Here is a 26,533-nt window from a genome sequence, read left to right on the forward strand (position 1 = left end):
GTGCTCCTCATGCTGCGCGGCCGAGCATGAACGCGTCGGCGCCTTTCCACTTTTCGACCTGCACGAGGCATGAATTCGGGCTCATACTGCTTGTCCCGGCCGTCTGGGGCCGGTCAGGCGTCAGCATGTTCATGCAGCCGCCGATCTCGACACGCTCACCGGCGATTTCGATGAGCTGGAATTCAGCGCTCGCCTCGTATGACTTCACGACGCCGACGGCCACCAGTGGCGACACGTCAGCCGCACAAATAACCGCGCCGCGGTCGTTGAAGACCTTGACGAGATCGCGATGGACAATGCCCCGGGCCGCCGCGTCGGCGGGGCCGAGCCGCAGCAGCCAGAAGCGATGCCCACCGATCAACGCGCGATGATCGTCGACGCTGTTGACCGACGAATGCTTGCCGTCGCAATGAGTGTGGAAGCTGTACCGGCTATGAGTCGCAATCAGTTGCAGCGGATAGCGCTGGGCCAGCTCGCTGCGCAGCCCCTCCCACGACGGGATATACCGGTTCAGCGGCGGCCGCTCGGGGTTGTCGGCGGTGTGCCGCTTCAGCAACTCCGGCACGAACTCGAGCTTGCCGCTAGGCGTCTGCAACCCCATGCCGAACTTTTCGGCGTATTGCGAGGGCATCGGATGCGGTTCCTGCAGATCCTTGCGACGACCTTCCGCGAACCAGCGCATGTCCACCGGATGGCGCAGTTCAGGCTTTTCGGGCGGGACGACAAAATAGCCTTTGCGGCAGAAGTTGCGCCATGAAATGTGATCCGGCAGATCCGACGATTCGAATACCCTCTTGACCCAGTCGAGTTCGCCGCATCCTTCGGTGAACACGCCGCCGAGCCCGAGGCGGGTCAGAATCGCTGTGAAGATGTCATAGTCGGAGCGGGACTCGCCCAGCGGCTCGATGCATTTGTGTTGCATCATCACCATGCGGTGATTGACGGTGTTGAAGCCGTGATGCGCATACCCGCCCGAATTCGACCATTCGCCAATATCCCATCGTTCCAGGGACGTGCACGCCGGCAGAATGATATCGGCGAACTGCGCCTCGCCCTCCATCCAGATCGACTGATTGACCACGAACTCGATGCTGGGGTGCCGGTAGGCGTCGGCCCAGCGTCCGGATTTCGTGACCGTGCTGAAAGCAGATCCGCCATAGCGATAAATCATGCGGATCGGCGAATAGCCGGGCATTGGATAAGTAAACGGCGCGAACTGCGCTTCCTGAGACATACCGTCCCACAGGTATCCCGTTGCATGACCGTTGATGATGGCGTCGGGTAGCTGCTGCCGCGGAACCATCTGCTTGACGGGATTCATGGTCAGAATGTGCGGCATTCGCTGATAGTTGTTCACCGCATTGGCGGTCCACGCGAGATCACCGGACATGCCGCCGTCCGCGTAGCCCGGGAAATAGAAGTGCAGGTCGTGCGGAGCGCCGAGCTCCAGACATCCGAAATTGACGCCCGGTTTGCCCCATCCCTGCATGGCCATCATCATGATCATGCAGCGCGCCCACTGCGCCCCGGTCGCGCCGCGTCCTGCGCCGCCGAACCCCGCACCTGTCATACCGACCGCGAGATAGACCTTCTTCTTTCCCCAGAGGCGCGCGAGCGCCCGCACATCTTTCGCCGGCACGCCAGTCTCGGACTGCTGCCATTCGGGAGTCTTCGGGACCCCATCGGATTCCCCCAGCAGATAGGCGCGCCACTCATCGAAGCCGGTCGTGCGGGTCGCAACGTAATCCTCGTCGTACAGACCCTCCACGACCCAGACGTGCATGATGGCGGTCGCGAGGGCCGCGTCGGTTTGCGGACGCACGGGAATCCAGCGCCCACCCAGCAACTGTGCGGTCGGATTGCAGTGCGGATCGATGTGAACAAACTCGATACCCAGTTCCTTGGCCCATAGCCGCCGCGGCGTGCCCTCGAATCCCGCATATGCCCCGTTGGTGCTTTCCGGGTCGCACGACCAGAAGACAATCATTTCCGCTTCCCTCAGGCAGTCTTCGATGCCGCCATAGCCTGACGGAACGCCCACGCGCATCGAATTGCCAAAGTGATGCATCGCGCCCCAGTACCATCCTTCCCAGCTATCCGGGTTCGCAGCCACCCGGGTGAAGCCAATCAGGTTGGCAAAGCGCGTTAGCGCGCTCAGGTAGTAGCCGACATTGCCCCACTGGTGATGAGACGACATCGGGAACGTAATCGAACCGGGACCGTGAACGCGTTTTTGCCGGTTAATTTCTTTGGCGACGATGTCAAGGGCCTCGTCCCAGCTAACGGGTACATAGCCCGACTTGCCGCGGTTCTGCGGATTGCGTTCCCCGTCGGGATCGAAATCGACCCGCTTCAATGGACGAAGAATGCGCTTGTCCGAATAGACAAGCGACTTGATCGCCAGCGCGTGCGGCGCAACGAGGCCTCGCCGTGGCGGGCTGAAGCGGCGCCCGCGTGCCTCTATCTCCCAACTGGCAGCATCCTTGTCGTCCAGATCGACAGGCGTCACCCGAACGATGCGATCCTCCTTGACGTAGACGAACAGCGGCCCGCCGTTCGTACAGGTGGTGTACCGGCGCGTGCCATCTCGCATCGGCGTGCCCATCGGCAGGCCGATGGTTTGCATCATGCTGAGCGTCTGCATGAACCACACCAGCAGTTCATCGTCGCCCTCCGTCACGACTTTGAAGTTCTTCGCCGCATGAATAATGTCGGCATGATCCTGGCGCGGAGAAAGGAACTTGAGGGCCGTGGCGACGTCCTTGAACAGCATGCTCACTTCCGCATCCTGATACGAGCATGCTCGCGACCGGATGCGACCGTTCCTGATCTCAATGAGGCGACCGAGGCTCCGATCCATCAACCCGATCCAGGCAACCAGGTCTCGCTCCTTGAGGCGTTCACGATAGTCGGGGAAGCGGCGCGCCGTCAGAGCGAGTACCTTCGGCAGCGCGAACAGAATCGATTTGAGTACTTGTCGCTTCATCGTTTCATCCGGAATAACACATCGCTGCAGGGAGAAAAAACAAACGCATGCTTGACCGTAGCTACGTCCAGACACGCGTCAACTGCTTGAACCGAAGGGTCGCTTTCAACCTCTGTGCTGTGCATTGAAATCTCTAATGGTGAAACGCTGCCACCCTCGCAGGCGTCCGCCTGGGACGTCGCTCGTGTTGGGTTAGAACGTGTAGGCGACATTCAGGAAGACATTCACGGGATTGATCCGGATCGTTGACCGGGAAACGATTTGCGTCCCGTTCGCCGTCGTCCCGTCCAGTGTCAAGTGAGTCTTTACGGGAACGTAACCGACACTGGCTCCAACGGACCAGTGGTTTGAAATTGCGTAGTACGCCCCGAGTTCGAATACCGGATTCCATGACGAACTGAGTGATGCGTGCGCAGACCCGCCTGGACCGAGGCTGTCAGTGACAAACTGACTGTTGGTCGTGCGAACCTGTGTGAACCAGGTGTAGTTCACGCCTACCCCGACAAAAGGTCGGAATTTCGATTGGGCGTCGAGCAGGTGGTAACGAAGAACGATAGCGGGCGGCATCGGCCGCGTCGAGCCCAGGGTGCCATACTTCGCGAGCGCGCCATCACCGTCCAGATTCACTGTCAGCGGGAGCCCGATCAACGTGGCAACGCCAATGTGATCGGTGACGTAGTACTCGGTCGTGATCCCCAGCGTATCCGTGGGCGTCGCGTGCGCTCCGGAACCCGGTAGCTGCTGATTCACCGTCATTCCGCCCACGCTTTCCACGGTGAGCGGCGTTGCGCTGCTTTGCGGCGCGACGTGAAGCCACCCTGTCGCCACGGTAAAGCTCCCAGCGGTCTGGGCGTTTGCAGTAACGGCAAGCGCAGCCGAGCAGATACAAACCGCCAGACCGGCGCAGCGAATCGTTCTCCTGTCATTCCTCACGTGTCTTCTCCTGTCTCTTAGGCCGGGATTTTTTGCTCGCACAGTTGTCACGTTCCGCTCAAATGAATGAACGGCACTGCGTTGTGTCGGCATTCATCTGTTTTAATCACAACCGGTAATGTCCGGCCAGTGTGTTATGTAGTCCTGCTAAGTTAAATGGGACCATTCTCCGACGTCTCCGATCTTTCCCTCCTTAGCGCCGCCTTCTGAACCGAAACAGAAATCGTCCAGTTGCAGGGTCCGCGGTCGTTCTTGCTGTTAGCGTTGCCTTATGATCGTCAGGCTCCCTCAGTAAACGCGCAGCGCGTGAACGCGCGCTTAGCGTGTCTCGATCTGCTTAGTGCTCTTACTGTCGCCTGCCAGACCTGCCGACACAGACAGCGAAAAGGAGAAAGGAAAACGCCCTAGCGTAGTGCGCGCTAGCTCTTCTGATTCAGCACCGGGGAGATCGACGTGAACTGCAATCCCACGTGACGTGTCATCTGCAACGTTCACGGTCGCATTACCGACGCCAGCCTCGACGAGTGCCGACCGTAACGCGTCTGCCACTTCTCTGCGCTTCAGCGCCGGCTTGAATATCTTGCCGACGGCCGTCAGCGGCATCGAATCGACGACCCGTATGCCCTTCGGAAGCGCAGCGCGCTCGTTGATCCCGGCACGCAGAAACTCGGCAAGCTCCGCTTCGGTTGCGGCGACGCCGGGCTTGAGCTGGACATAGGCGACAGGCAGCTCGCCCGCGTGCATATCGGGACGCCCCACCGCAGCGGCAATCTGGACTGCCGGATGACGATGCAGTGCTTCCTCGATTGCCACAGGGTCGATATTGTGTCCACCCCGGATAATCAGTTCCTTCTTCCGCCCAGTGAGCCAGAAGTATCCGTCGGCATCACAGCGCCCCAGGTCTCCAGTATTGAGCCAACGTTCGCCGTCGCCGAGGTCTGTCCAGATTCCGCTGTCCTGCTCGGGCCTGGAATAACCAACAAACACATTTGGCCCGGAAATCACCAACTGGCCGACTTCATCGCCCGCGCAGTCCCGTACATACCGTCCCGCTTCGTCCACCATCACGGCCTTCATTGCCTGGCCAGGCAGGCACAGACCAATCGAGCCCACCCTGCGCTCTCCAAATGGCGGATTGACGCTGCTGACGCAGGCGCCTTCAGTAAGCCCGTAACCTTCCAGGATGCGAATCCCTGTACGAAGCTCGAAACTGCGAAACAGCTCGACCGGCATCGGCGCGGCGCCGCACAGGCCATACTCGAGCGAGCTGATATCGTTCTCTCCAACTGGAACCTCCAGCAGCGAACCATAGAGCGTCGGAACAGCGCTGAAGAAGTTAATGCGGTAATGCTCGACTATTTCCCAGAAGCGCTTCACAACGCCCTCACCCCGATAGCCTTGCGGCGTGCCGAGGACGACGTGGGCACCACGCGAAAACGCCAGCAGTCCTGTCACCATCACAGCGTTGACGTGAAAAAGTGGCAGCCCGCAAAATATTGTCTTACCCGGGCCGATGGTTTCGCCAAAGAATTGCCCCGCATTCCATGCATTGGCCACTTCGTTGTGATGCCGGCGCATGGCAATTTTCGGTAGTCCGGTGGTGCCGCCCGTGCAGAAGCAGGACGAAACATCATCGAAGCTCGGTCGACGTGAGCCGTTGAGCACGACCCCGGACTCGCTCGAGTGAGCGGACGCGAAATCGTGAATCCGAAGCTGCGCTGGAACCACGCTTCGCATACCACCCTCGCCATGCAGCCTGGCGTTCTCACCACGCTGCAGCATCCGTGACGCAAATCCCTTTTCGCCAGGAATCCGGTCGGCCAGGTTGACGAGCACCAGGTCCCGCAATGCGGGGACGCAATGCAATACCGGTTGCACTTTTTGCCACAGTTCAGTCCCAGCCCCAGGAAATGGCGCGAGGGTGACGAGCACACTGGCGCCGGAGGCATTGAGCAGTTCGCCTATTGCATCGCTTTCGAGCAGCGGATTGATCGCGCAGACAATCCCCGCTGCTTCTCCTCCCCAGATCACGAAATGCGTTTCCGGGAGATTCGGCAGCAAATAGGCAATGACCGTGTCCTTTTGCACGCCCAGTCGCGAAAACATGTTGGCAGTGCGCGTGATATCTCGCACCAGTTCGCCGTACGTCCAGCACTCGGGGCTGGCATAGTCGTCGGCTGTCAGGAAGAAAGAGAGCGCGGGCGCCGATGGATTGATGGCGGCGCCCCGGCGGATCATTTCGTAGGTACTCGACGGAAGATCAGCCAGTTGCCCCTGTGCTTCGACAGCAAGGACGTCCTGCGCGTTCGCGACGTCTTTCATGCTGCCTCTTCGACAACGAGGTTACGTTGCGTGCCCAGATTGATGGAGCGGTCGTAGCTGACGATCTGTGCCTCGACAACGTCCCCGATCTGAAGGTACTGCGGCCTGTCCTCCTGCATCTTCAGGAAAAGCCGCCACTTCTCCGCTTCAGGCAACTGCGCGGCAGCGCGTTGCTTCTCAGGTGAAGGAATGCTCAGTGCACAACCGGAGGGCGTACCCGTTGCGAGCAGGTCACCGGTGCGCAGGTCCTGTACGCCAGACAGCTCAGACAGTGTCTCTGCGGGGCCATAGACCAGCCCGGCAGTCGTGTCATTCTGGCGCACGGTTCCGTTGACTGTCAGCGTCAGCACGAGCTCTTTCAACTTTGGCATGTCTTGCTTCTCGAGCAGGCAAAGATAAGGACCGACAGGACCAAAGGTCCGGTAGCTTTTGCCCTTGTAGAACTGCATCTGCGGAATCTGGATATCGCGCGCGGAGTAGTCGTTGACGATCACCGCCCCGGCAATGTACTCATGCAGGTTTTCGTCGGTGATCGTTTCACGGGACGTGATATCGCGTTTGAGGACGAGTCCGAGCTCGATCTCATAGTCGAGGAAGTGCACCGCGTCTGGTTTCACGACGGCCGAGTTGGCCGCAACGATGCAACTCGTTGCCTTCGTGAAGATCATGTTGAATTTCTTCACGTCCGGGTCCATGCCCGACTCGATCATATGTTGGCGATAGTTCGCGCCTTGACATATGAACTGCTGGTCGGTGGTCACAGGCGATAGCCACTGTACTTTTGCTTCGGGAATCGACGGTCCGTTGAGCGTCATAAGCCGCTCTACCGGATTGGCTGCGATAAATGCGCCTGTCGAGCTGAACTCGCCGGGAATCGGCGTGATGACGCCATCCGCGACGACACCCCACTGGGCGCGCCCATCATGAAGGTAATGCAGGACGTGAATTGCCATTGCAGAATGCTCCGGAGTCTGTGAATAGGGTGTGATTCAGGCAAAAAGCTTTGCCAGCGTCCGCAACTTGCTCAGCGTCAGGTCAGGGCTGCGGCGCAGATTTCTGACAAGCGCCACCATGCTCGCGAACGTGAACCTGGGTTTCGTGAAACTGCGCGGCATGGTTGGCCCCCATTGAGCCATCGCCTCGCGGCTTACGGCGTGAATGCCGGTCGGCTCGTTGGCGGTGAACAGGTCGCCGTCGCAGTAGTGTTCGTGCTTGTCGCCCCACGGGTCCTGCCAGTAGTCGAAAATCTGGCTGCCGAGGATATGTCGGCCGATACCCCAGGCGTGCGTCCAGCCCTTATCGCGCAGTACGCGCTGCCCCATACCGACCGCGTCCGCGTCGATGAGCTCGTACGCGCTGTGGCTGTACGTCGCCGCAAAGCCCTGGGCAAGCGCAAGTGTGTGATGATCGGCCGGCCTGTCGCCGAGATCCAGGCGCATGAACGCGACAGCCGGCGACCCGTCGGGAAGCACCTGGACATCGCTCGGGATAAAACCGAAATGGCGCGTGTACCACGCACAAGTCTCCTGATAGTCGGCGAGTTCGAGCACGACATGCCCCAGCCGGATGACTTCCGGGGCATTTTCGGGCGGTCGCTGCGTACCGTTGACCCGGACGGTGGCATCGACGGAATTGAAGGGCAGCGGTAGCCGATGCGGCAAGCTTGACGCTGGCGCCTGGCCCCATACCGCTTCGATAGCGAACCCGGACGGGTCCGTGAGTCGCACCACGTAGCCGCCGCCCGGCAGCGCAGAGCGTTCGACCTCCGATGCATCAGGCAGCTTTGCGAGCGCATCGAGCTCCGCCCGGCCGCCGACTTGCAAGCCAAATCCGACAAACCGCGCTTTCGATGCCCTACGCACTACATAACAAAAATGCGAAGGTCCGGTGCCGCGCAAAAGCAGCATCGCCTCGTCCCGCGATACGGTTCGAAGCCCAAAGTCATTGAGAAAACGCTCGGCTTGCTCGAGATCTGACCGATCGAATACCAGATAGGCCAATGCGGTCGCCTTCGCCGTCGGATGGGGGTGACGAGCCGGTTGTGAAGTAGTCAGTTTCATGGCGGAACGTAATCAGGCGGTTGCGGTGGCCGATGCGGATTCGAGAGATGTCGCGCCGACGGTGCGATAGAGCGGAACGCCAGCCGCTGGATCGCTGGCGGCCTTCCACGGGCGGCAATTCACCGACGCGCAATGGATAGCGGGTCCCGGTGCCGGGATGGGCAGACGGATAACGTGATGCAGGCCGCCTGGCGCGGCGCCATGTCTGATTGCTGTCTCCACAGTCACTCCATCAGTTCTAGTTAGATCGGTCTACGAGGCCGTCGATGACATTAAACTCATGACTGATCGTTTTGTCAATATAGACGTTCGAATCTATACTGCGGAATATGACCAGATCAGGATCCATCATGACGACCACGACAAATCGCCGGGCAGTCAAACGTGCCACGGTTGCAGCATCCGTCGCCCCTCCCCCCCTTGTCGAAGAACGCGAGCCGCGCGGTGCACGCCGCAAGCGTGAGACGCGTGCCCGTCTGCTCGACGCCGCCCTGAGGCTGATGGCGGAAAAAGGCATGGAGGGCGTGGCGATCAACGAAATCACCGAGGCCGCCGACGTGGGCTTCGGCTCGTTCTACAACCACTTCGAATCGAAGGAAGCGATCTACGCGACGCTCGTCGACAACGTTTTCGAAGAGTTCGCGAACATGCTTGACCGCCTTTCGGTGGGCATTTCCGACCCCGCCGAGGTGGTCGCGGTCTCCGTGCGCCATACGGTTCTGCGCGCGCGCACTGATCCTGTCTGGGGACGTTTTCTGATACGCGAGGGTTTTTCTGCCCGCGCGATGAGTCGCGGCCTCGGCCAGCGGCTGCTGCGCGACATCGGCAGTGGCATTGCGGCCAAGCGGTTCGCCGTTGCCGACCCCTTTATCGGCTTTCTTGCCGTGGGCGGAACGGTTCTCTGCGCCATCGCGGCCGAACTGAACTTCGTTGTGCCGGGCGCAAGCGCCGCGGGCGTGCTGAAGGAACTCGGCTTCAGCGGCGAGCACTTTCCGGAGCGCACGGCCGCGATGTTGCTGCAAACGCTCGGGCTAAAACGCGCGGAGGCGGAAAAGATCGCCGCGCGCCCATTGCCCGTCGTGGACGAAGCTGTCGACGAAAACTGAGATCGGTAAGCCGAACAGCTAGCGCTCGAAGCGCGCAGCTGCCCCGTTGGCTGCCGTTTGCGGGCTGTCCCCGGATTGCGGGCAAGCGAGCGGCGTCTTCTCCGCTCCGCGCGATGCCCCCGCAGTCAGCAATCGACTGCCAGTCGGCCTCGCAGCGAGGCCGCGCACGACCTCGGCAATTTGCCCGGCGACGGCGCCTATCGCATGACGATGGCCGACCACAATCGCCTGATATCCATCCGCCACGGGCTCGCTCACGACGCTGTGACAGGTCAATGTATCGGCGCCTGGCGACGTGCGCACAGTCCATACGACGTCAACCAGCACATGTGAGCCAGGCCAGGATTCGAAGCGCTGGACGTCGACGGCAACCTGATACACGGGGCTGTCCTCATCGCGCATGACCGTCTGTGCGCCCGCACCGCCGGCCTGCTGGCTCACGCCCGCAATCAGCGCATAGCGGAGCTCGTCCGGCAGGGACGACGCCCAGCGATCATCCTCCAGCACCTTGACCTGTGTCGCGTCGACCTGCACCACGAGCTGACTTCGCGCGACGGCAGCCGGCACCCGAACCGGGCGTATATCTATCCGCAACGAAGGGCTTGCTTTGCTGCTCGCCATCGTCTGTTGCGCGTCCGTTCCGAGCGTGTAATAGCGCGTAGCCGGCGAAGCACACGCCGTCAGAACGGCCAGGCCAATGGTGCTCACGGTCTGCGCCATCGCGCGCCACGAGGCGGGTTGCATCAGGTTCATGGCGTGTCTCCCTTCTTGCCGAACAGCAGTGCCTGCGGATGACGCTCCAGGTAATCGGCGAGCGCATTGAGCGACTGCAGCGTGCGCGTTAGCTGCTGCATCGCATCCTGAACATCCGACTGCATCGGCGCGGCTTCGCGCAGCGTCGATTCCGCGGTGCTGAATGTCTTCTGGGCCGCAGCCAGCGTGTCACGGGCTTGCGGTACGACTTCCGTGTCCATGTGCCCGAACAGCCGGTTGGCGTTTTCCAGTGCGCCATTCAGATTGGCGCCGATCCGGTCGAACGGTACCTGGTCCAGCTTTCTGGCGATGTCCGCCACCTGCACCTGGAGTTCGTCGAGCGTATTCGGGACTGTCGGAAGTTCGATGGGACTGCGACGCACATCGACGCTCGCGCGAGGCGCCTTCGGGAACATGTCAAGGGCGACGTAAAGCTGGCCCGTTATCAGACTCCCGGTCCGTAGCTGCCCGCGCAGGCCCTCCATCACCAGGTGCTCCAGCAATTCGTGACCGCCTGGCGTGTCCGGTGCGGGCAGCGCGTCACTGGAGCGCCGGCTGAGCCGGTCCGGATAAAGTGCCATCGACACCTTCATGCTGAAGCTCTTTTGCGCGTCGTTGTACTCGATGCCAATGTCGGTCACCTGCCCCAGCACGATCCCGCGCAGATCGACGGGTGCCCCGACGGACAACCCGCGCAGCGACTGATCGAAGCGCATCACCACATTGAGCGGCTGGCCGTCTGGCTCGCGCATGGCGTCGGCTTCGTCCGCGGCAAGCCGGAACACGGCCTTGTCGGCAGCGGGCTCGCCGGCGTCCTGCCCTGCCGGAGACTGAAACGCCAGGCCGCCGACAACGACCGTCGCCAGCGACTGCGTATTGAGCTTCAGACCGCTCGAATCGAGACGCAGATCGACGCCGCTCGCATGCCACCACCGCGTATTGGCACTGACGTAGCGGTCAAACGGCGCATTGACGAAGACATTCACGATGACCCCTGCACCGCCGGGATCGAGCGAGAATCCGACCACCTGACCTGCCTGGATACGATGGTAGAAGATGGGGGCGCCGATATCGATCGAGCCCAGCGACTCGCCCCGTAGCGTGTACTGATGCCCCGGCTGTCCGGTCGTGACAATGGGCGGGTTCTCGAGACCCAGAAACGCGGTCTGGCTTGTGGTCGAGCGCCCGATGTCCACGCCGATATACGCGCCCGAGAGCAACGTGCCGAGGCCCGAGATGCCGTTTGCGCCGATGCGCGGGCGCACCACCCAGAACCGCGTGCCTTGCGTCGCGAATTTCCCGGCGTCCTTGTCCAACTGGACGCTCACGAGGACGCGCCGCAAATCGCCAGACAGCCTGATGCCTTGCACCGTACCGATCTCGACGTCCTTGTACTTGACCTTTGTCTTGCCGGCTTCCATGCCCTCTGCGCTATTGAAAGTGACGGTTACGACGGGTCCCTTGTCGGCAATGGACCTGGCCACCAGCGCAACACCGATCAATGCGGAGATGAGTGGCACCAGCCAGATGAGGGATGGCAGCCAACGTTTGCGCGGCTTGAGTTCAGGAGGAGATAGATTGGAAAGATGCATCGTTCGAAATCGGTTTCAGGAATTCCGGTGTGTGAGGAGAGGCGCAGCCAGCGCTTCATCGTTCATCGTCGAGACGGGAGACAGCGCGGCATCCGCGTTGTCCCAGATGAGGCGCGGATCGAACTGATGCGACGCGAGCATGGTGAGGATGACCACCGCGGCGAAAGCGAGCGCGGCGGGCCCCGCAGTAACGACGGCAAACGAGCCGAAATGCACCAGCGTTACCGTCAGGGCAACGACAAAGACATCGAGCATCGACCATCGGCCAATGCGCTCGACAATCCGGTACAGACCTGCCCTTTCCCGGGCGCGCCATCCGGAACCTCGATGGGCGGCAACCGTGAGTAGCGTGAGAACCACCAGTTTGAGCATCGGCACCAGAACGCTGGCGACAAAAATGACGATGGCGAGTGGCCAGTCTCCAGACGTCCAGAAGTACGCGACACCACCCAGGATGGTGTCGTCTTCCTGACGGCCCAGTGACGTCGCGTGCATGATGGGCAGCAGGTTCGCCGGAATATAGGCAAGCGCGGCGGCAAGAAGCAGGCTGAGCGTCCGTGTCAGGCTTTCCGGCCGGCGTTCATGCAGCATGTGCCGGCATCGCGCGCAGTGCTGGCGGATCTGACTTTCGCCACGCGTCTGAACGAGACCGCAGGCATGACAGCCGACGAGTCCAGCACGTTGTGCCGTGATGGCGGACGACGAACCGGCCTTGCGCATCCGCACTGGACGCGTGAAACGCCCACGGCCTGAACTCACTCGTGACCAGCGAACCCGGGCCATTCGAGAAAGCGAGATTTCGTCACGGACGGCCCAGAGCCCGCTCGGGTCAAACGAGGCGACTATGCCCAGCATGACGGTGAGCGCGCCCCATGCGAACAGTCCAGGCCCAGGGACCACCTCGGCGACGGTGACCATTTTTACGATCGTCACCAGCACGCCGAGCATGAACACTTCAACCATGCCCCATGGGCGGACGAGTTGCACGACGCGCAACATCCCGTCGAACCGCGGCGCAAGCTTGCCGAGCCGAAGCGGCACCAGTACATATAGGAGTGCGAGCAGTTCGACCAACGGAAAGAGCATCGACGCACAGAACACCACCGTCGCGACGACACGCATGTTGCCCGTCCAAAGCGTATGCACTGCGCCAAACAGCGTCGCCTCCGACGTCATGCCGTTGGCGTGCAGTTCGATCACGGGAAAAGACTGCGCTATGCAAAAGGTGATCAACGCGGCGAGCGTCACAGCGCAGATCCAGTCGAGCGACAGTCCGGCGCCAGGTAGCGCTGTCAGGTTCGCGCCACAGCGCGAACAGGTAGCGCGGTAGCCGCTGACACTGCGAGGTTTGCGAAACAGAAGATCGCATTCGTGGCAGACAATCAGTCTCTGATATTCCATGGAGAATCTAGCGGGAAATGCGGTTGCCTCCGCTGGTGCAACGCCTGCTTGCGGCGCTTGCCCCAGCGGGAACGATCGACTGGCCGTTATCACGAACACGCGTTCATCGCGTAATCGCTGCCGTCTGCTGGGCGGCTGGCAATTCACCCATCGACTGGAACAGCGCTGCCGTATCGCTCATGCGCTGACCTGTGGCGCGCGTGGCGGCGATCTGCGCGTCGAGATACCGTGATTCACTGGCATGTGTCGCAGCCGAAGGCAGCGCACCCAGGCGATGGCGCGACGCAGTATCGTCGAATGCCGTGCGAGCGGCGTCTGCGGCTTCGTCCGTCGAGGCCAATGTCTGCGCGTCGTTATCCAGTGCAGCGAGCGAATTCGCGACGTCCTGGAACGCAGACAGCACGGTCGCCTTGTAGTGCAGCACGGCGGCGTCGTACGCGTCGATCGATGCGCGGCGCTGCGCGAACAGCGCGCCACCATGAAAGATGGGCTGCGACAGGCTGGCGCCGATAGCCCACAGTCCGCCCGCGCCGGAAAGCAACATCGGCCAGCTGAACCCGCCGCGGCCCATTGAGCCCGTCAGCGAGAGGCTCGGAAAGAGTTGGGCCGTCGAGGCGCCCACATCCGCGGCAGCCGCCTTGACGGCAGCGTCCGCTGCTTGGATGTCTGGGCGCGAGCGCAACAGGTCCGACGGCACGGCGACGGGCACCTGCCCGGGCAGCGACAGGCTGTCGAGGGCCGGCACGCTCGGCGCGTTGTCCGGTGTGCGGCCCATCAGCACGGCGAGCGCATGGATCGCGCACGCGCGTTGCTGACGCAGCGGCGGCAACGTCGCCGCGATGGCAGCCGCGTCCTGTTTTGACGCAAGCGCCTGTGCGCGCGAGACGGAGCCTAGCGCGTAGCGCTGCTGGTCCTCATGCGCAGCATCGTTGGACACGGCAACGAGCCGTTCGGTAAGTGCGATCTGCCGGTCGAGGGCCGCCACATTGATAGCAGTGCCGACGATGTTCGCGGCAAGCGCGCGACGCGACGCCTCCAGCTCATAAGCCTGCACATTCACACGGGCCGCGCTCGCGGAGTTCGTGTACCGCGTCTGGCCGAACAGGTCGAACGTGTAATGCGCAAACAGCTGTCCGGCAAAAAAATTGTATTGGACCTGCTCGGGGCCAAGGCCCGGCACCACGGCCGTACGCGCGCGCTCGACCTGCGCGGCGCCGTCGATCGACGGCAGCGTCGATGCGCCGACCTGTGCGCGCAATTCCTCCTGCGCGGACGCGAGCGTACGCTGCGTCGCCGCGAGGGTCGGGCTGTTGTGCAATCCTTCGTCAACGAGTGCATCCAGGTCGGAGGACCCGTAGAGCCGCCACCATTGCGAGCCAGGCGTCGCGCCGATTTCGAAGGTCTGCGCAACACCACCTGCGGACACTGTCTTCGCCGGCTGCGCGTCGGCACCGTAATGCTCGGGCGCCGGCATGGCCGGTGGCTCGCCGCTCGGCCCGAACGAGCACGCCGTCATGGCGAGCGCCACAGCCGCGGCAGCCACGGATGTCTTGTAAGTCAAACTCATGATCAACCCTCGGTATGCTCGACGACGACCTGTTGCGCGCCGCGCTCGTCACGATGGACCCTGAAGCAGGTCGCATAGAGCGCGGGCAGGAAAAACACCGTCAGCAATGTGGCAACGGTGATGCCGCCCATCAGCGCGGTCGCCATCGGTCCGAAGAATCCGGAGCGAAGCAGCGGGATCAGTGCGAGCACGGCGGCGGCGGCCGTCAGCATGATCGGGCGGAAGCGCCGCGCGGTCGCCCCGATGATGGCGTCAAAGCGCGCGTGCCCCGCTGCGATGTCCTGATCGATCTGATCCACCAGAATCACGGAGTTACGCATGATGATGCCGAACATCGCGATCACGCCCAGCAAAGCGACGAAGCCAAACGGCTTGCCGAAAAGCAGCAGGGCCGCTACCACGCCAATCAGGCCCAGCGGCGCGGTCAGCACGACGATGAACGTGCGCGCGAAGTTCTTCAGCTGGATCATCAGAAGCGTCAGCACCGCGATGATCATCAGTGGCATTTCCGCGTTGATGGACGTCTGGCCCTTGACGCTTTCCTCGACCGCGCCGCCCACCTCGATGCGATAGCCGACCGGCAATTTGGCGCGCGCAGCGGCAAGCGCGTGCTCGATGTTGCGCGTCACGTCGATGGCCTGCGCGTCGCCGCGCACGTCAGCCTGCACGGTGATCGTCGGCTGGCGATCGCGTTCCCAGATCACGCCGTATTCGAGCCCGTCGCGCACATGGCCGAGCGAGCCGAGCGGAACCGGGCCGTTCGGTGTGGGGACGGCGAGGCTCGTGAGCTTTGCAGGATCGACGCGCTCGCTTTTCGGCGCACGCAGATCGACATCGATCAGCTTGTCGCCCTCGCGATATTGCGTGACCGTGTAGCCGGACAGCGTCATCGCGAGGAAGCTCGACACGTCCTGCGACGTCACGCCGAGCTGGCGCGCGCGGTTCTGGTCGATCTCAAACGAGATTGAGCGCTCGGCCGGCTCATCCCAGTCGAATTGCACGTTGCGCGTACGCGGGTCGGCACGGACCTGCTCCGCGACCGTCTCGGCGATCGAGTGCACCGTTGCAATGTCGTCTCCGCTCACGCGGAACTTGATCGGGAAGCCGACGGGCGGCCCGTTCTCGAGTCGTGCGACACGCGTGCGCTCGCCGGAGAAGTCCATTTCCAGTTTCGCGTCGAGCCAGTGCATCAGCTCCTCACGTGCCTCGACGTCCTTCGCGGTGATGACGAACTGTGCGAAGTTCGGCTGTTGCAATTGCTGGTCGAGCGGCAGATAGAAGCGCGGCGCACCGGTGCCAACGAAGTCGACGTAATGATCGATGCCAGGCCTGCCGTGCAGGACTTTTTCGAGGCGTTGCGCTTCACGCAGGGTGGCCTGATACGAGGCGCCTTCCGGCAGCCTCAGATCGACCAGCAGTTCTGGCCGCTCGGAGTTCGGGAAAAACTGCTGCGGCACGCGCGTGAACGCAATCATGGCAAGCGCGAACAGGCCGCCGGTGACGCCAAGCACGACCCAGCGCCGCTCGATGCACCATGACACCCAGCCCGACAGGCGGCGGTAGAAGCCCGTGTCGTACACCGCCTGCTCATCGCCATGGCCCGCGCCAGCATGAGCCTTGCGCTCGGGCAGCATATGAAAGCCCAGCAGTGGCACCAGTACGACCGCGGCGAACCACGAGACGATCAGCGCGATGGCCGACACCTCGAAGATCGAGCGCGTGTACTCACCCGTACTCGATTTTGCGAGCGCGATCGGCAGGAAGCCCGAGACCGTTACCAGGGTACCGGTCAGCATCGGAAACGCGGTGCTCGAATAGGCAAATGCTGCCGCGCGCATCCGGCTCCAGCCCTGCTCCAGCTTCACCGCCATCATTTCGACCGCAATGATCGCGTCGTCGACCAGCAGCCCCAGCGCAAGCACCAGGGTGCCGAGCGACACCTTATCCAGACCGATGCCGAACAGATGCATGCACAGCGCTGTCACGGCAAGCACGATCGGAATCGTGATCACGACCACCATGCCGGTTCGCAGACCGAGCGACACCAGGCTGACGACGAGCACGATCGCCACGGCTTCTCCGACCGAGCGCACGAACTCGTCCACGGAGTGCTTGACGGCGTGCGGCATGCTCGAAACCGGCACGAGCTTTAGCCCCGCCGGCAGCGTTGCCTGCAGTTCGGCCGTCTTCGCGTCGAGCGCCTTGCCGAGGTCGATCACGTCGCCGCCCTTTTGCATCGTAATGCCGATGCCGAGCACTGCCTGGCCACCCACACGCATCTGCGTGACGGGCGGATCGTCGTAGCCGCGCTTGATGCTCGCGACGTCGCCAAGGCGGAACGTCCGCTTGTTGACCGTGATCAGCATGTCCGCTAGCGCCTGTTCGTCCTTGAATGCGCCGCTTGGGCGCACGAACACGCGATCATCCGCCGTCGCGAAGGTGCCCACCGGCGCGACGGTATTCTGCGCGTCGATGGCCTGAGCCAGTTGCTGCGGCGAGATCGACAGGCTCGTCAGCCGCGCGTTCGAGATCTCGACAAAGATGTGCTGATCGGGGTCGCCGAAATAGTCGACCTTGGCGACGCCTGGGACGCGCAACAGCACCGTACGGAGCCTGTCCGCGTAGTCGTGTAGTTGCGCGGCAGAGAAACCATCCCCTTCGAGCGCGTAGAGGTTCGTGTAGACATCGCCGAACTCGTCGTTGAAGAACGGTCCGACAGTTCCCTTTGGAAGCGTTGCCGCGATATCGCCGACTTTCTTGCGGACCTGGTACCACGTCTCCGGGACTTCCTTGACCGGCGCGGAATCCTTCATCGCGAAAAAGATCATCGACTCGCCAGGCCGCGAGTAACTCTTGATGTTGTCGACATAGGGCGCAGCCTGCAACTGACGGCCGATGCGATCGGTGATCTGCTCCTGCACCTCGCGTGCGGTCGCGCCCGGCCAGTAGGTCTTGACGACCATCGTGCGGAACGTGAACGGCGGGTCTTCCGATTGCGCGAGGTGCACATAGCCGATCACACCGAAAAGCGTGGCGAGGCCGATCAGGAAGATCACGAGCTGCTGATGCCGCAGCGCCCAGGATGAGAGATTGAAGCCGGTTGCGTCGGCGGCTTCCTTGCCGGGAGCGCTGACGGGCGCGCTATGGCGGGTGTTTTCATGGTCGCGGGCGTTCATGTCGTGGGGTCCTCCTGACGCAGCGGAGGCACCACCTGCACATGCTCTCCCGAACTCACTGCATGCACGCCTTGCAACACGACCCGGTCGCCATCGTGCAAACCGGAAGCGATCGACACCGTGCGTTCGTCGAATCGATCAATCGTGACGGGGCGCAGCTCGAGCGTGTCGCTATCTTTGCGAACGACCCATACGGCAGCGTTTTCACCCTGATGGAAAAGCGCAGTCACCGGCAGCGTGTACGGCACGCTCGCAGCATCATCGGCTGCGACAGCGAAGCTCACGTTCGCCGTCATGCCGAGGCGTACTTCGGGACCCGGTGCGGTCAGGGTCAGCTTGATTCGCCACGTGCGGCTTTGGGAATCCGCGGCAGCGGACACCTCGCGCACGGTTGCATCGAACGACTTGCCGGGAAGCGCCGGCAACGACACGCGCGCCTTGTTGCCGACACTGAGCGCGTTGACCGTGCTTTCTGGCGCGTCGCAAACGATGTCTACATCGCCCGTCCAGTCGAGGTGGTACACGGCCTGGGTGGCCTGCACGTTCTGCCCGGTATCGACGTCTTCCGAGGTGATGACGCCGTCGTGATCGGCCGTTAGCGTCGCGTAGCGCAGATGATCCGTCGCAAGCGCCATCTGCGCGAGAGCAGAGGTTCGCTGTGCGAGTGCGGAAGCATAGGCGTCCTGCGATTGCTCCAGTTGCGCGGTTGCAATGAGGTTCGCGCGTGCCTGTGCCTCATCGCGGTCAAGCTGCTGCTTCGCAAACACAAGGCGATGCTCCGCCGCATCGAGCTGCGCGCGCGCGTTGACGAGGTTGTTCTGCAAATCGGTCGGATCGAGCAGCGCGACGACCTGTCCGGCCTTCACCGTGTCGCCAATGCGCACGCGCCGTTCAATGACCTTGCCGCCGACGCGGAATGATAGCGGCGTGGAATAGCGTGCCTGCACCTGCGCCGGCAGTGACGCCCTGGCCACATGTCCGTCTGGATGAACAGCGCGTGCCACCACCGGCTTGGGCTCCGGCACGACGGCTTCTCGCTGATGGCATGCGCCAAGGAGGATCGCGCTGCACGCCGCGATGACGACGGGCAACCGGTGCGTCGGCTGGAACAGGGAAGAAATCGAGGGGCGCGCCTGTTTCGGCGCGACGGGTCCGGAAAGTTTCACGATGTTCAAAAGGCAGGTGATGAATCCAGGTGAAAAAGTCATCCGCGCGGACAGATGAGGCGGTGCTTCCGCCATGCCCTCCGCACGGATGACATTAGACCCATAACTGATATCATTGTCAACTATGAGATGTACATCTAAAATATGAAGAAACTGCGAATTGGGAGGCAGGATTGCCAGATGGCCCTAACCTGAGTGCGAGGCATCGGCCACCGATCAAGGGGCCGGGCGCGAGCCGCGCGCCGATGACGGGGCAATCGCCCCGTCGAGCCCGACGCAAGCACGAGACGCGTGTCCGGCTGCTCAACGCCGCATTCGTGCTGGTAGCGGAAAAGGGAATGGACGGCGTTACGATCAGCGAGATCACCGAGGCCGCCGACGTGGGTTTCGGCTCTTTCTACAATCACTTCGACTCGAAGGAAGGGATCTTCGCTGCTCTCGGCGACTGGCTTTTCGACGAATTCGGAAAGACGCTCGATCACGTTGTCAGCGGACTCTCCGACCCGGCAGAAGTGATCGCCGTATCGGTACGCCACACGCTCATGCGCGCCTGCCGTGAACCGGTCTGGGGACAACTGCTGATACGCGAAGGGCTGTCCGCGCGTGCTCTCAGCAGGGGGCTTGGTCAGCGGCTATTGAGAGATACTGCGCAAGGGATTTCAGAAAAGCGCTTCACGGTGGCCGATGTCTTAATGTGCGTTATTTCAGTGATTGGCACTGTGCTCGCTGCGGTCGCTGCTGAGCTTGACCTGTCAGGGTCACCCAAGCCGGCGAATCGTGTGCGCAAGGTCCTCCGGACCCGAGCCGAACAGTTCGCCGAGGACACAGCGGCCATCGTTTTGCAGGCGTTCGGCCTCAAATACCTGGAGGCGGAGAGGATCGCCCGGTGCCCACTGCCCGCGACGTCACAGAACGTGATCGACTGACGGGAAGTGGCACTGCGCCAGGCCATCAATGCATACGCCCGCTCTTTAGCTCAAGCAGACGCTCCAGTTCCAGCAACGCGTCGCCCAGCACGTCAATAGCACTGTTGGGCGTGGACGCCGTCGCAGCACTGCGAAGCGCCTCCTGAACGATCTGATGGACGTTTTCCGGTTGCGCCTTACCGCTCCTGGCGATCAAATACTTTTCCACTAGTACTCCTATAGGTATAACGATAGGTGGCGCTGGAAAGTATATGTGCGTCAGACGTTGAAACGACGAACGCAATTGTCTTTTGTCGCTTCGCGAATCAACGGCCGCAGACTTAAGTCTGTTCACAATTGATCCCCGGCCTTAACGCGGTTCAACACTCAATGTCGTTCCCACGCCACCCGTTCTTGTCGCATACGGGTGAAAGCCGCCTTAAAAATCTGCTTAATTAATCGTTTGCAAATTTTCATGCAAGCAAGTCCCGTCCTCACTGAACCAAGGAAACGCCTACTTAACCAACGTTGTTGCGGTGGCACAACTCGTTATGGAAACGATACGTATGCCGGTCGTCTCGCCACAGGTCGCAAAGTCAAATCGCCGCTCAATTGCTGCAATTTGATGAAAGAACCCATTCTCTTGCAGCACTTATTTTCAAGGGCGATTCGGCTTCTGCGCCGGGCGCGGCTATAGACTGGCGCGATCGTTTCTCTCACGTCATCGAGTGGCATCTCATGAAGAAGATTTCCATTGCCGTCGCCGTTTGCGCAGCATCTGCAGCGTCCGCGGCCAGTGCTCAGAGCTCGGTCACCCTGTACGGCCTGATCGACGCGGGCATCTCCTATACGAACAACGTCCAGAACGGCGCGCCCAGCCACGGTAGCTCGCGCGTCGCACTCGCGAGCGGCAATATCAGCGGCAGCCGCTTCGGCCTGCGCGGCAGCGAGGACCTGGGCGGCGGTCTGCATGCGATCTTCGTGCTCGAAAACGGCTTCAACGTCAACAACGGCACACTCGGCCAGGGTGGTCGCATGTTCGGCCGTCAAGCGTTTGTCGGCCTGACCGGCGATCAATACGGCACCTTGACGATGGGGCGCCAGTATGACTCGATGGTCGATTACGTCTCGCCGCTGTCCGGCACGGCGGGCACGTTCGGCGACTCTGGCTTCGCGCACGTGTACGACAACGACAACCTGCAACATACTGTCCGCTTCAGCAACTCGGTGAAATTTTCCAGTATCGACTACGCCGGCTTCAAGTTTGGCGGCATGTACGCATTCAGCAACAGCACCAGCTTCGCCGTCGATCGTGCGTACAGTGCTGGCGCGAGCTACAACAACGGCCCGCTGCGACTGGCAGCGGCCTACCTCCAGATCAACGGCTCGGCAGCGGCGAGCACCCCTGCCGGAACAGCGAATCAGAACGTTGCGGCCGACCCCAGCGAGTTCAAGGCGACCGCGGGCGGCGGCAACCTGACGGCGAATGTGCAGCGCACGGTCGGTGCAGGCATCGGCTATACGTTCGGCCCGGCGGCGGTCAACTTCGTCTACACGCACAGCCAGTACCAGAACACGTCCGCGTTCGGCCTGAACCCGGTGAGCGGTTCGACTCACTTCGACAACTATGAACTGAACGTCAAGTACGCACTCACGCCGGCGCTGAATCTTGGCCTCATGGATACTTTCACGGACGGTCATCTGAACGGAGTGAGCAAGTCGAACATCGGCTCCGATCCGAAGTGGAATCAGGTCAACGCGATTGCGCGCTACTCGCTGTCGAAGCGCACGGAAGTGTATGGAGAAGCGATGTACCAGCGCGCGATCGGTCACAACAACGTCGCAGTGATGTACAACGCCGGCGGTTTCTCGGCGACGAGCAATCAGGTGATGGCTGCGATCGGCATGCTGACCCGCTTCTAAGCGGCCGCCAGAACCTTCATACCGCGGCCACCGAGCCGGATTGTTGTACCCGGACTGCGAGAGGAATATCGCATTCGGCATTGGCGTAGAACATTGCCCGCCACGTTGGCGGGCAATTTTTTCATCAGCTGCCGCTGCGCACTTACGGTTGCACAAGCTACGAGGTGGAGTCCTTCGGCTCAACTCGAATCGACATCACCGTGGAACCACGCTGCGGTTCATTGCCCGTTCTGAGCGGACGTTCGTCCTTTGGTGCCATTGACTGGCGCAATGATACCGAAGAGTCCATTGGACTCCTTGTTGGGCCCCGCCGAAAAGTACAGCGCGTCCGGGCTTGAATTGCGCCCGCCTCCGAGCGTCAGCGTCCACAGACCGTCAATAGCCAGTGGATTGCCGAACTCGTTCTCCAGTTGATCGACGAACGTGCCGTCGTTGTCGAAGACATTGATTCGGCCGTTGCCGAAGTTGCCAACGAGGATCTTCCCGCTGAAGCGCCCGAACGCAAACGACGCTCGCGTTACGCCCCAGGGCGAGTCGAGCGTCCCCTGGCTCGCAAAGCGGCGCAGCAGGTGGCCGTCGGTATCGAATACATCGACGAATCCATGACCGCGGCCTGCAACGTCGTCATGCTTCGGACCGTCTTGCTGCGCATAGGTGACGAAAAGGTCCCCGTCGATGTTCGCGATACCAAACGGGGCGTAGCCGGCCGGCATGTTCGGGTCGGCGAAGCCACCGTCGGTCGTCGCGGGCGTGAACAACCCGTTCGAACCGTTCGGTCCGAATACATCGATCCGGCCCGCACGGAAGTTTGTCGCAAAGAGGAATCCCCCTTGCGCGTTCACTCCGAAGACGAGCCCCTTGTAGACGGCCCCGCTGGCGGCGGAGGGATTGGACGAGTTATCGACCGCGATGACAGCATTGTTCGCCGGATTCAACCCACCGGCCCAGGCGGAAATCGTGCCGTCTTCGGTCGCGAAGATGAATACGGCCGGGATGTTGGTACCTGGGACGAGAAAAGACGACGAAGGATTCCAAACTATCCCCGTGGGTGCCGCGGGCGTGGGTTTCGGTGGATTGTTGGGAAAGACGGGATGGCAGGCGCCGGCCGGTATGACGTTGCCTGGCAGCGGGATGGAGACCTGCAGCGCCACCTTTGTGCCCTGGCCGTCATACAGCGTGGAGCAGCCGGTGGCATTGTCGTTGATCCAGAACGGACTTCCTGCCGGACTAAAGGCGATACCCCAGGCGTTCTGCAGGACCCCGTCGACCTTCGGGGCAGAGCCTGCCAGGCTGGATACAAGCGGTGTGACGACGTAAGCTTCATCGGCAGCAGCATGCCCGATTGTGAAACCGGCGGCTAAGACGATCACGGCCGCCGCTTTGAGACCCCACGAGATCTGAGACATAACTTCCCTCCGCGTCTGACTGGCGAAATATCGCCGCAGGCTAAACGACCGCTGTACTTCAAATATTCCCGCTCGACGCAAAAAATTTCCGCCAGCCACCGCATCCACAAGCCGTCATCACCTGGCGCGTCTGCTTCCTCAACGCGGTTGTAAGCCTTGCGCCATGTTCGTGTCACGCCGGGGTGTGATTCTCCGCTGGCAACCGGGCAAGCGCACGTATTCAAACATCAACGCTCTGTGCCTGGCTCCGGTCGTTGCACGGTCGTCCGCCTCAATTCCGTAAGCCAACATGTCTGCCTCCGGTTCGGTTCACCGTTCCGGAGGCCCGGCCGCGTATTGAATCAGGACTGCTACTTTTAAACCGATAACATCTATCCAATGAGAATGAGGGGAACATGAGCGCGATGTTGCTCGAGTCAGTCTGGAACTATCACTTGCAGACGAACGTAATCGACATGCATATCAGCAACCTGCGCCGCAAGTTGAGCTTCAACGGGCGGCTCTCGGCGATGGTCGTTACGGTGCGCAACGCGGGCTACATCATCCACGCAACGGCTTAAGAGGCGCGGGCATGCGCGAATGAGGAGCGTCGGCTGGCTGCTGGTGGCGTTCGTCGGCTCGGCGATCATGCTCTTCGCGCTTCTCTACTTGCTCCCGATGAAAGGGAGTCCCAGCGCGCTCCGGCATCCGCGCCCGGCATACGGTCTCGCGTTGCCAAGCCCGGTCGTTGGACGCGTGCTCGCTGGTATTGCGCATCCGCGGAGTAGTCCTGACAGAAGTCGGCCGCGTCTTGCGCTCCATTTGTTCGGCGCTCGCCGCTCTTCGATCGCTTTTCTCACAAGTCCCGACCCGCCAGTGCCCCGTATCGAACCGCATCAGCCAGTCGACTCGACATTCGTTATAACATCGTAGACCGTGTTTTAACCGGTACCCTCTGGAGGCAGCATGCGACCCGACAGAATCATGTTTATCCGCCACGCGGATAAACCCGCCGCAAATGAAGGTATGGGAATCGAAGCGGACGGCAAGCCTGACGCGGAGAGCCTTTGCGTTCGCGGTTGGCAGCGTGCTGGCGCTCTGGCACGATTCCTTTGCCCAATCGAGAAAGCGCATGCGGCGCAACTCAAACCAGCCACCGTATTCGCTGCGGGTGCAGGTCCTTCGAGCAAGAGCAAGCGGTCGATGCAAACTGTGGCGCCCCTTGTTTCGCTGCTGCGTGAGACATCGCAGGTCGACTACGTCACGACTTATCTGAAAGACGACGGTCGAGCGCTAATGGCAGACGTACTCACTCGCGCGGGCGTCGTGTTGATTGCATGGGAGCACAAAGTGCTGCCGTCGCTCATCGGGCACATGCCGCGCGCGCCCATCGTCCCTGCAACGTGGCCCGATGACCGTTTCGACGTCGTATGGATATTCGATCGCACCGGGGACAACTGGTCATTTTCGCAGCTCCCTCAATTGCTCCTTGCGGGCGACTCGACCGCGCCGATCCGCTAGGCATTACTTTTTGGTTTCGGTCCGTTCTCGCATTACCTCAGATTGGTTTCATCCGATATTAAGAATCGGAGCATGCCGCAACTTCAGATCGCGCAAAACTACAAGAGATATGACGGAAAGAGACCGTCATTCGTAAGTTTATTGCCGTTTTTTCCTGACTTCGGCGAAGAAAGCGGGCGCCCAATGTCTGCCCAAAAAATGGAGAATCGGCATGGATGTTATCGTGATTGTGTAGCGGCTCATGCCACAAACCTGCCGTCCCTGAACATCGTCCCGATGCGTTCCGGCATTTCGCCTCACCACAGGAGGGCCCTTGAACGTGCCAACTTCGCAGATCCCATCCGCGCAACAACAAGCACTCGCGGTCGAACCGCAAGCGATCGATGCGCCCTGCTCGGCCGCCGCCGCTTTCCTCGTACTCGTGGTCAAGGACGACAACGCGTCGATCGCTCTCGCTCGATCCGTCATCGCCAGCACCGACGATCTTGTCAAAGACGTCCGGATTCGAGCCAGCGGTGGCCACTTTAGCTGTAACGTAGGGATCTCACATCGCGCCTGGGGGCCACTCACCGGGAAGCCGCTGCCGAAGGAGCTCAGACCGTTCCAGGAAGTACGGGGCGCGACTCACACCGCCGTCGCAACCGCGGGCGATCTGCTTTATCACGTACGCGCGGAATCGACGGACGTCATCGTCGAATTCGAAAGAATTCTCCTCGAAGCCTTCGGCACCGCAGTCGAAGTCATTGACGACGTGGCGGGATTCCGTTATTTCGACGGACGCGATCTGCTGGAATTCGTCGATGGCACCGCGAACCCCGATGGTCTCGATCTGCCCGACGCAACAATAATCGCGGAGGAAGACCCGGAATATGCCGGCGGCAGTTATGTCGTGATCCAGAAGTATCTGCACGACATGGCTGCCTGGCGAGCACAAAGCGTGGAGACGCAAGAAGCCATCATAGGTCGAAAAAAATTCGATAATGTCGAGCTGGCGGACGCGACGACGGGCCAGAAATCGCACAAGACGCTCTGCACCATTGAAGATGCAGACGGAGAACACGATATTCTCCGCGACAACATGCCGTTCGCCGCGCCGGGGCGTAACGAGTACGGCACCTATTTCATTGGCTATTCACGCCATCTATGGGTGATAGAAAAAATGCTCGAGCGAATGTTTATCGGTGATCCGCCACCGCTCCACGACCGGATTCTGGACTTCTCGAAGGCCGTAACGGGGGTGACGTTCTTTGCGCCGGCGCGACAATTTTTAAGCAGCATCGCAGGGTGATCGCGGCTACTTCCCGTCGCGTGGCGGAGTAAGTGACAAGCGGGCGAAGTCAGCGGCCGGCATCGCGCTCGCTTTCCTCCTGTACCGTTAGGATTGCCTCGGGCAGTACCTTTAGTCGCTCGATGGGAATAGGTTCGCCGCTATTGTCGGAATACCCATAGGTGCCTTCGGCGATCTTTTCAAGCGCACGCTGGATGTCGGCGATCCTGCGGTCGTTCACGCTGCGCAGCGCCTGATTGGCGATATCCTGCTCCATCTTCTGGGCATCGTCCTCGAACTCCCTCGCCTCGTCGCCGGACGCCTCCTCCTGATTGCGCTCGGCCGAAATCGTCCCTTCTTCACCGCCGAGCACCTCGCGTTGCATCGCCAGCAAGCGCTGACGCTGATTCTCGATGAACGCTTCGCTCAATATCTGGCCAGTCATAGCGATTCTCCCGAAGACCCATCAA

20 protein-coding genes are annotated in these 26,533 nt (G+C 61.4%); 6 read left to right on the top strand and 14 right to left on the bottom strand.

All coding sequences use genetic code 11. The annotated features are described in order from the left end of the window. Window positions 1-7: 7 nt before the first annotated feature. From AB3X98_RS24930 to AB3X98_RS24950, 5 genes are all read right to left on the bottom strand, one after another. Complete coding sequence (locus AB3X98_RS24930) at window positions 8-2,986, bottom strand: molybdopterin-dependent oxidoreductase (protein WP_368603018.1); 2,979 nt, start codon at window positions 2,984-2,986, stop codon at window positions 8-10. Window positions 2,987-3,178: 192 nt separating this feature from the next. Beyond that, a complete protein-coding gene (locus tag AB3X98_RS24935; protein WP_069266309.1) occupies window positions 3,179-3,919 on the bottom strand; it encodes an OmpW family protein in 741 nt (246 codons plus the stop codon). A 318-nt stretch (window positions 3,920-4,237) separates the two neighbouring features. Then, window positions 4,238-6,241, bottom strand: a complete 2,004-nt coding sequence (locus AB3X98_RS24940; RefSeq protein ID WP_368603017.1) for an acyl-CoA synthetase — start codon at window positions 6,239-6,241, stop codon at window positions 4,238-4,240. Beyond that, window positions 6,238-7,194: a fumarylacetoacetate hydrolase family protein gene (locus tag AB3X98_RS24945; protein ID WP_368603016.1), complete on the bottom strand. Its 957-nt coding sequence runs from the start codon at window positions 7,192-7,194 to the stop codon at window positions 6,238-6,240. Before AB3X98_RS24945 ends, AB3X98_RS24940 begins: the two co-directional genes overlap by 4 nt. A 36-nt stretch (window positions 7,195-7,230) precedes the next feature. After that, on the bottom strand, window positions 7,231-8,301 hold the full coding sequence (locus tag AB3X98_RS24950; RefSeq protein WP_368603015.1) for a VOC family protein: 1,071 nt from the start codon (window positions 8,299-8,301) through the stop codon (window positions 7,231-7,233). Window positions 8,302-8,651: 350 nt separating this feature from the next. On the opposite strand from AB3X98_RS24950, the gene AB3X98_RS24955 reads away from it, so the two are divergent. Next, window positions 8,652-9,407, top strand: coding sequence for a TetR/AcrR family transcriptional regulator (locus tag AB3X98_RS24955; RefSeq protein WP_368603014.1), 756 nt, complete (start codon window positions 8,652-8,654; stop codon window positions 9,405-9,407). Window positions 9,408-9,425: 18 nt separating this feature from the next. Here AB3X98_RS24955 and AB3X98_RS24960 read toward each other — a convergent pair whose 3' ends face one another. The 6 genes from AB3X98_RS24960 to AB3X98_RS24985 form a co-directional block, all read right to left on the bottom strand. Beyond that, entirely contained in the window at window positions 9,426-10,160 is a 735-nt protein-coding gene (locus tag AB3X98_RS24960) for a membrane integrity-associated transporter subunit PqiC (RefSeq protein ID WP_368603013.1), read from the bottom strand. Then, complete coding sequence (locus AB3X98_RS24965) at window positions 10,157-11,752, bottom strand: intermembrane transport protein PqiB (protein ID WP_069266303.1); 1,596 nt, start codon at window positions 11,750-11,752, stop codon at window positions 10,157-10,159. The genes AB3X98_RS24960 and AB3X98_RS24965 overlap by 4 nt, the downstream gene beginning before the upstream one ends. A gap of 15 nt (window positions 11,753-11,767) precedes the next feature. Beyond that, window positions 11,768-13,153: a paraquat-inducible protein A gene (locus AB3X98_RS24970; protein WP_368603012.1), complete on the bottom strand. Its 1,386-nt coding sequence runs from the start codon at window positions 13,151-13,153 to the stop codon at window positions 11,768-11,770. A 103-nt stretch (window positions 13,154-13,256) separates the two neighbouring features. Next, complete coding sequence (locus AB3X98_RS24975) at window positions 13,257-14,720, bottom strand: efflux transporter outer membrane subunit (RefSeq protein WP_368603011.1); 1,464 nt, start codon at window positions 14,718-14,720, stop codon at window positions 13,257-13,259. Between the two features lie 2 nt (window positions 14,721-14,722). Then, a complete protein-coding gene (locus AB3X98_RS24980) occupies window positions 14,723-17,896 on the bottom strand; it encodes an efflux RND transporter permease subunit (protein WP_368603010.1) in 3,174 nt (1,057 codons plus the stop codon). Next, the gene (locus AB3X98_RS24985; RefSeq protein ID WP_368603009.1) at window positions 17,893-19,071 is read right to left on the bottom strand and encodes an efflux RND transporter periplasmic adaptor subunit; all 1,179 of its coding nucleotides are present in this window, start codon (window positions 19,069-19,071) and stop codon (window positions 17,893-17,895) included. The genes AB3X98_RS24980 and AB3X98_RS24985 overlap by 4 nt, the downstream gene beginning before the upstream one ends. Before the next feature lie 236 nt (window positions 19,072-19,307). Between AB3X98_RS24985 and AB3X98_RS24990 the strand changes: the two genes are divergently transcribed. After that, the gene (locus tag AB3X98_RS24990) at window positions 19,308-19,988 is read left to right on the top strand and encodes a TetR/AcrR family transcriptional regulator (RefSeq protein WP_368603008.1); all 681 of its coding nucleotides are present in this window, start codon (window positions 19,308-19,310) and stop codon (window positions 19,986-19,988) included. A 25-nt stretch (window positions 19,989-20,013) separates the two neighbouring features. Here AB3X98_RS24990 and AB3X98_RS24995 read toward each other — a convergent pair whose 3' ends face one another. After that, a complete protein-coding gene (locus AB3X98_RS24995; RefSeq protein ID WP_368603007.1) occupies window positions 20,014-20,196 on the bottom strand; it encodes a hypothetical protein in 183 nt (60 codons plus the stop codon). 509 nt (window positions 20,197-20,705) lie between these two features. Here AB3X98_RS24995 and AB3X98_RS25000 point away from each other — a divergent pair. Then, window positions 20,706-21,890, top strand: a complete 1,185-nt coding sequence (locus AB3X98_RS25000) for a porin (RefSeq protein WP_368603006.1) — start codon at window positions 20,706-20,708, stop codon at window positions 21,888-21,890. Between the two features lie 218 nt (window positions 21,891-22,108). On the opposite strand, the gene AB3X98_RS25005 is transcribed toward AB3X98_RS25000, so the two are convergent. Continuing rightward, window positions 22,109-23,296, bottom strand: coding sequence for a TIGR03118 family protein (locus AB3X98_RS25005; RefSeq protein WP_368603005.1), 1,188 nt, complete (start codon window positions 23,294-23,296; stop codon window positions 22,109-22,111). 395 nt (window positions 23,297-23,691) lie between these two features. Between AB3X98_RS25005 and AB3X98_RS25010 the strand changes: the two genes are divergently transcribed. The 3 genes from AB3X98_RS25010 (at window position 23,692) to AB3X98_RS25020 (ending at window position 26,084) form a co-directional block, all read left to right on the top strand. Next, window positions 23,692-23,856, top strand: a complete 165-nt coding sequence (locus tag AB3X98_RS25010; RefSeq protein WP_342946400.1) for a helix-turn-helix domain-containing protein — start codon at window positions 23,692-23,694, stop codon at window positions 23,854-23,856. Between the two features lie 403 nt (window positions 23,857-24,259). Beyond that, entirely contained in the window at window positions 24,260-24,796 is a 537-nt protein-coding gene (locus AB3X98_RS25015) for a phosphoglycerate mutase family protein (RefSeq protein WP_368610337.1), read from the top strand. A 319-nt stretch (window positions 24,797-25,115) separates the two neighbouring features. After that, entirely contained in the window at window positions 25,116-26,084 is a 969-nt protein-coding gene (locus AB3X98_RS25020) for a Dyp-type peroxidase (RefSeq protein ID WP_368603061.1), read from the top strand. A gap of 49 nt (window positions 26,085-26,133) precedes the next feature. Here AB3X98_RS25020 and AB3X98_RS25025 read toward each other — a convergent pair whose 3' ends face one another. Continuing rightward, window positions 26,134-26,508, bottom strand: a complete 375-nt coding sequence (locus tag AB3X98_RS25025; RefSeq protein WP_368603003.1) for a TraR/DksA family transcriptional regulator — start codon at window positions 26,506-26,508, stop codon at window positions 26,134-26,136. Between the last annotated feature and the right edge of the window lie 25 nt (window positions 26,509-26,533).

Source organism: Paraburkholderia sp. BR14312, from assembly GCF_040948675.1.
GTDB classification, from domain to species: Bacteria; Pseudomonadota; Gammaproteobacteria; order Burkholderiales; family Burkholderiaceae; genus Paraburkholderia; species Paraburkholderia nodosa_A.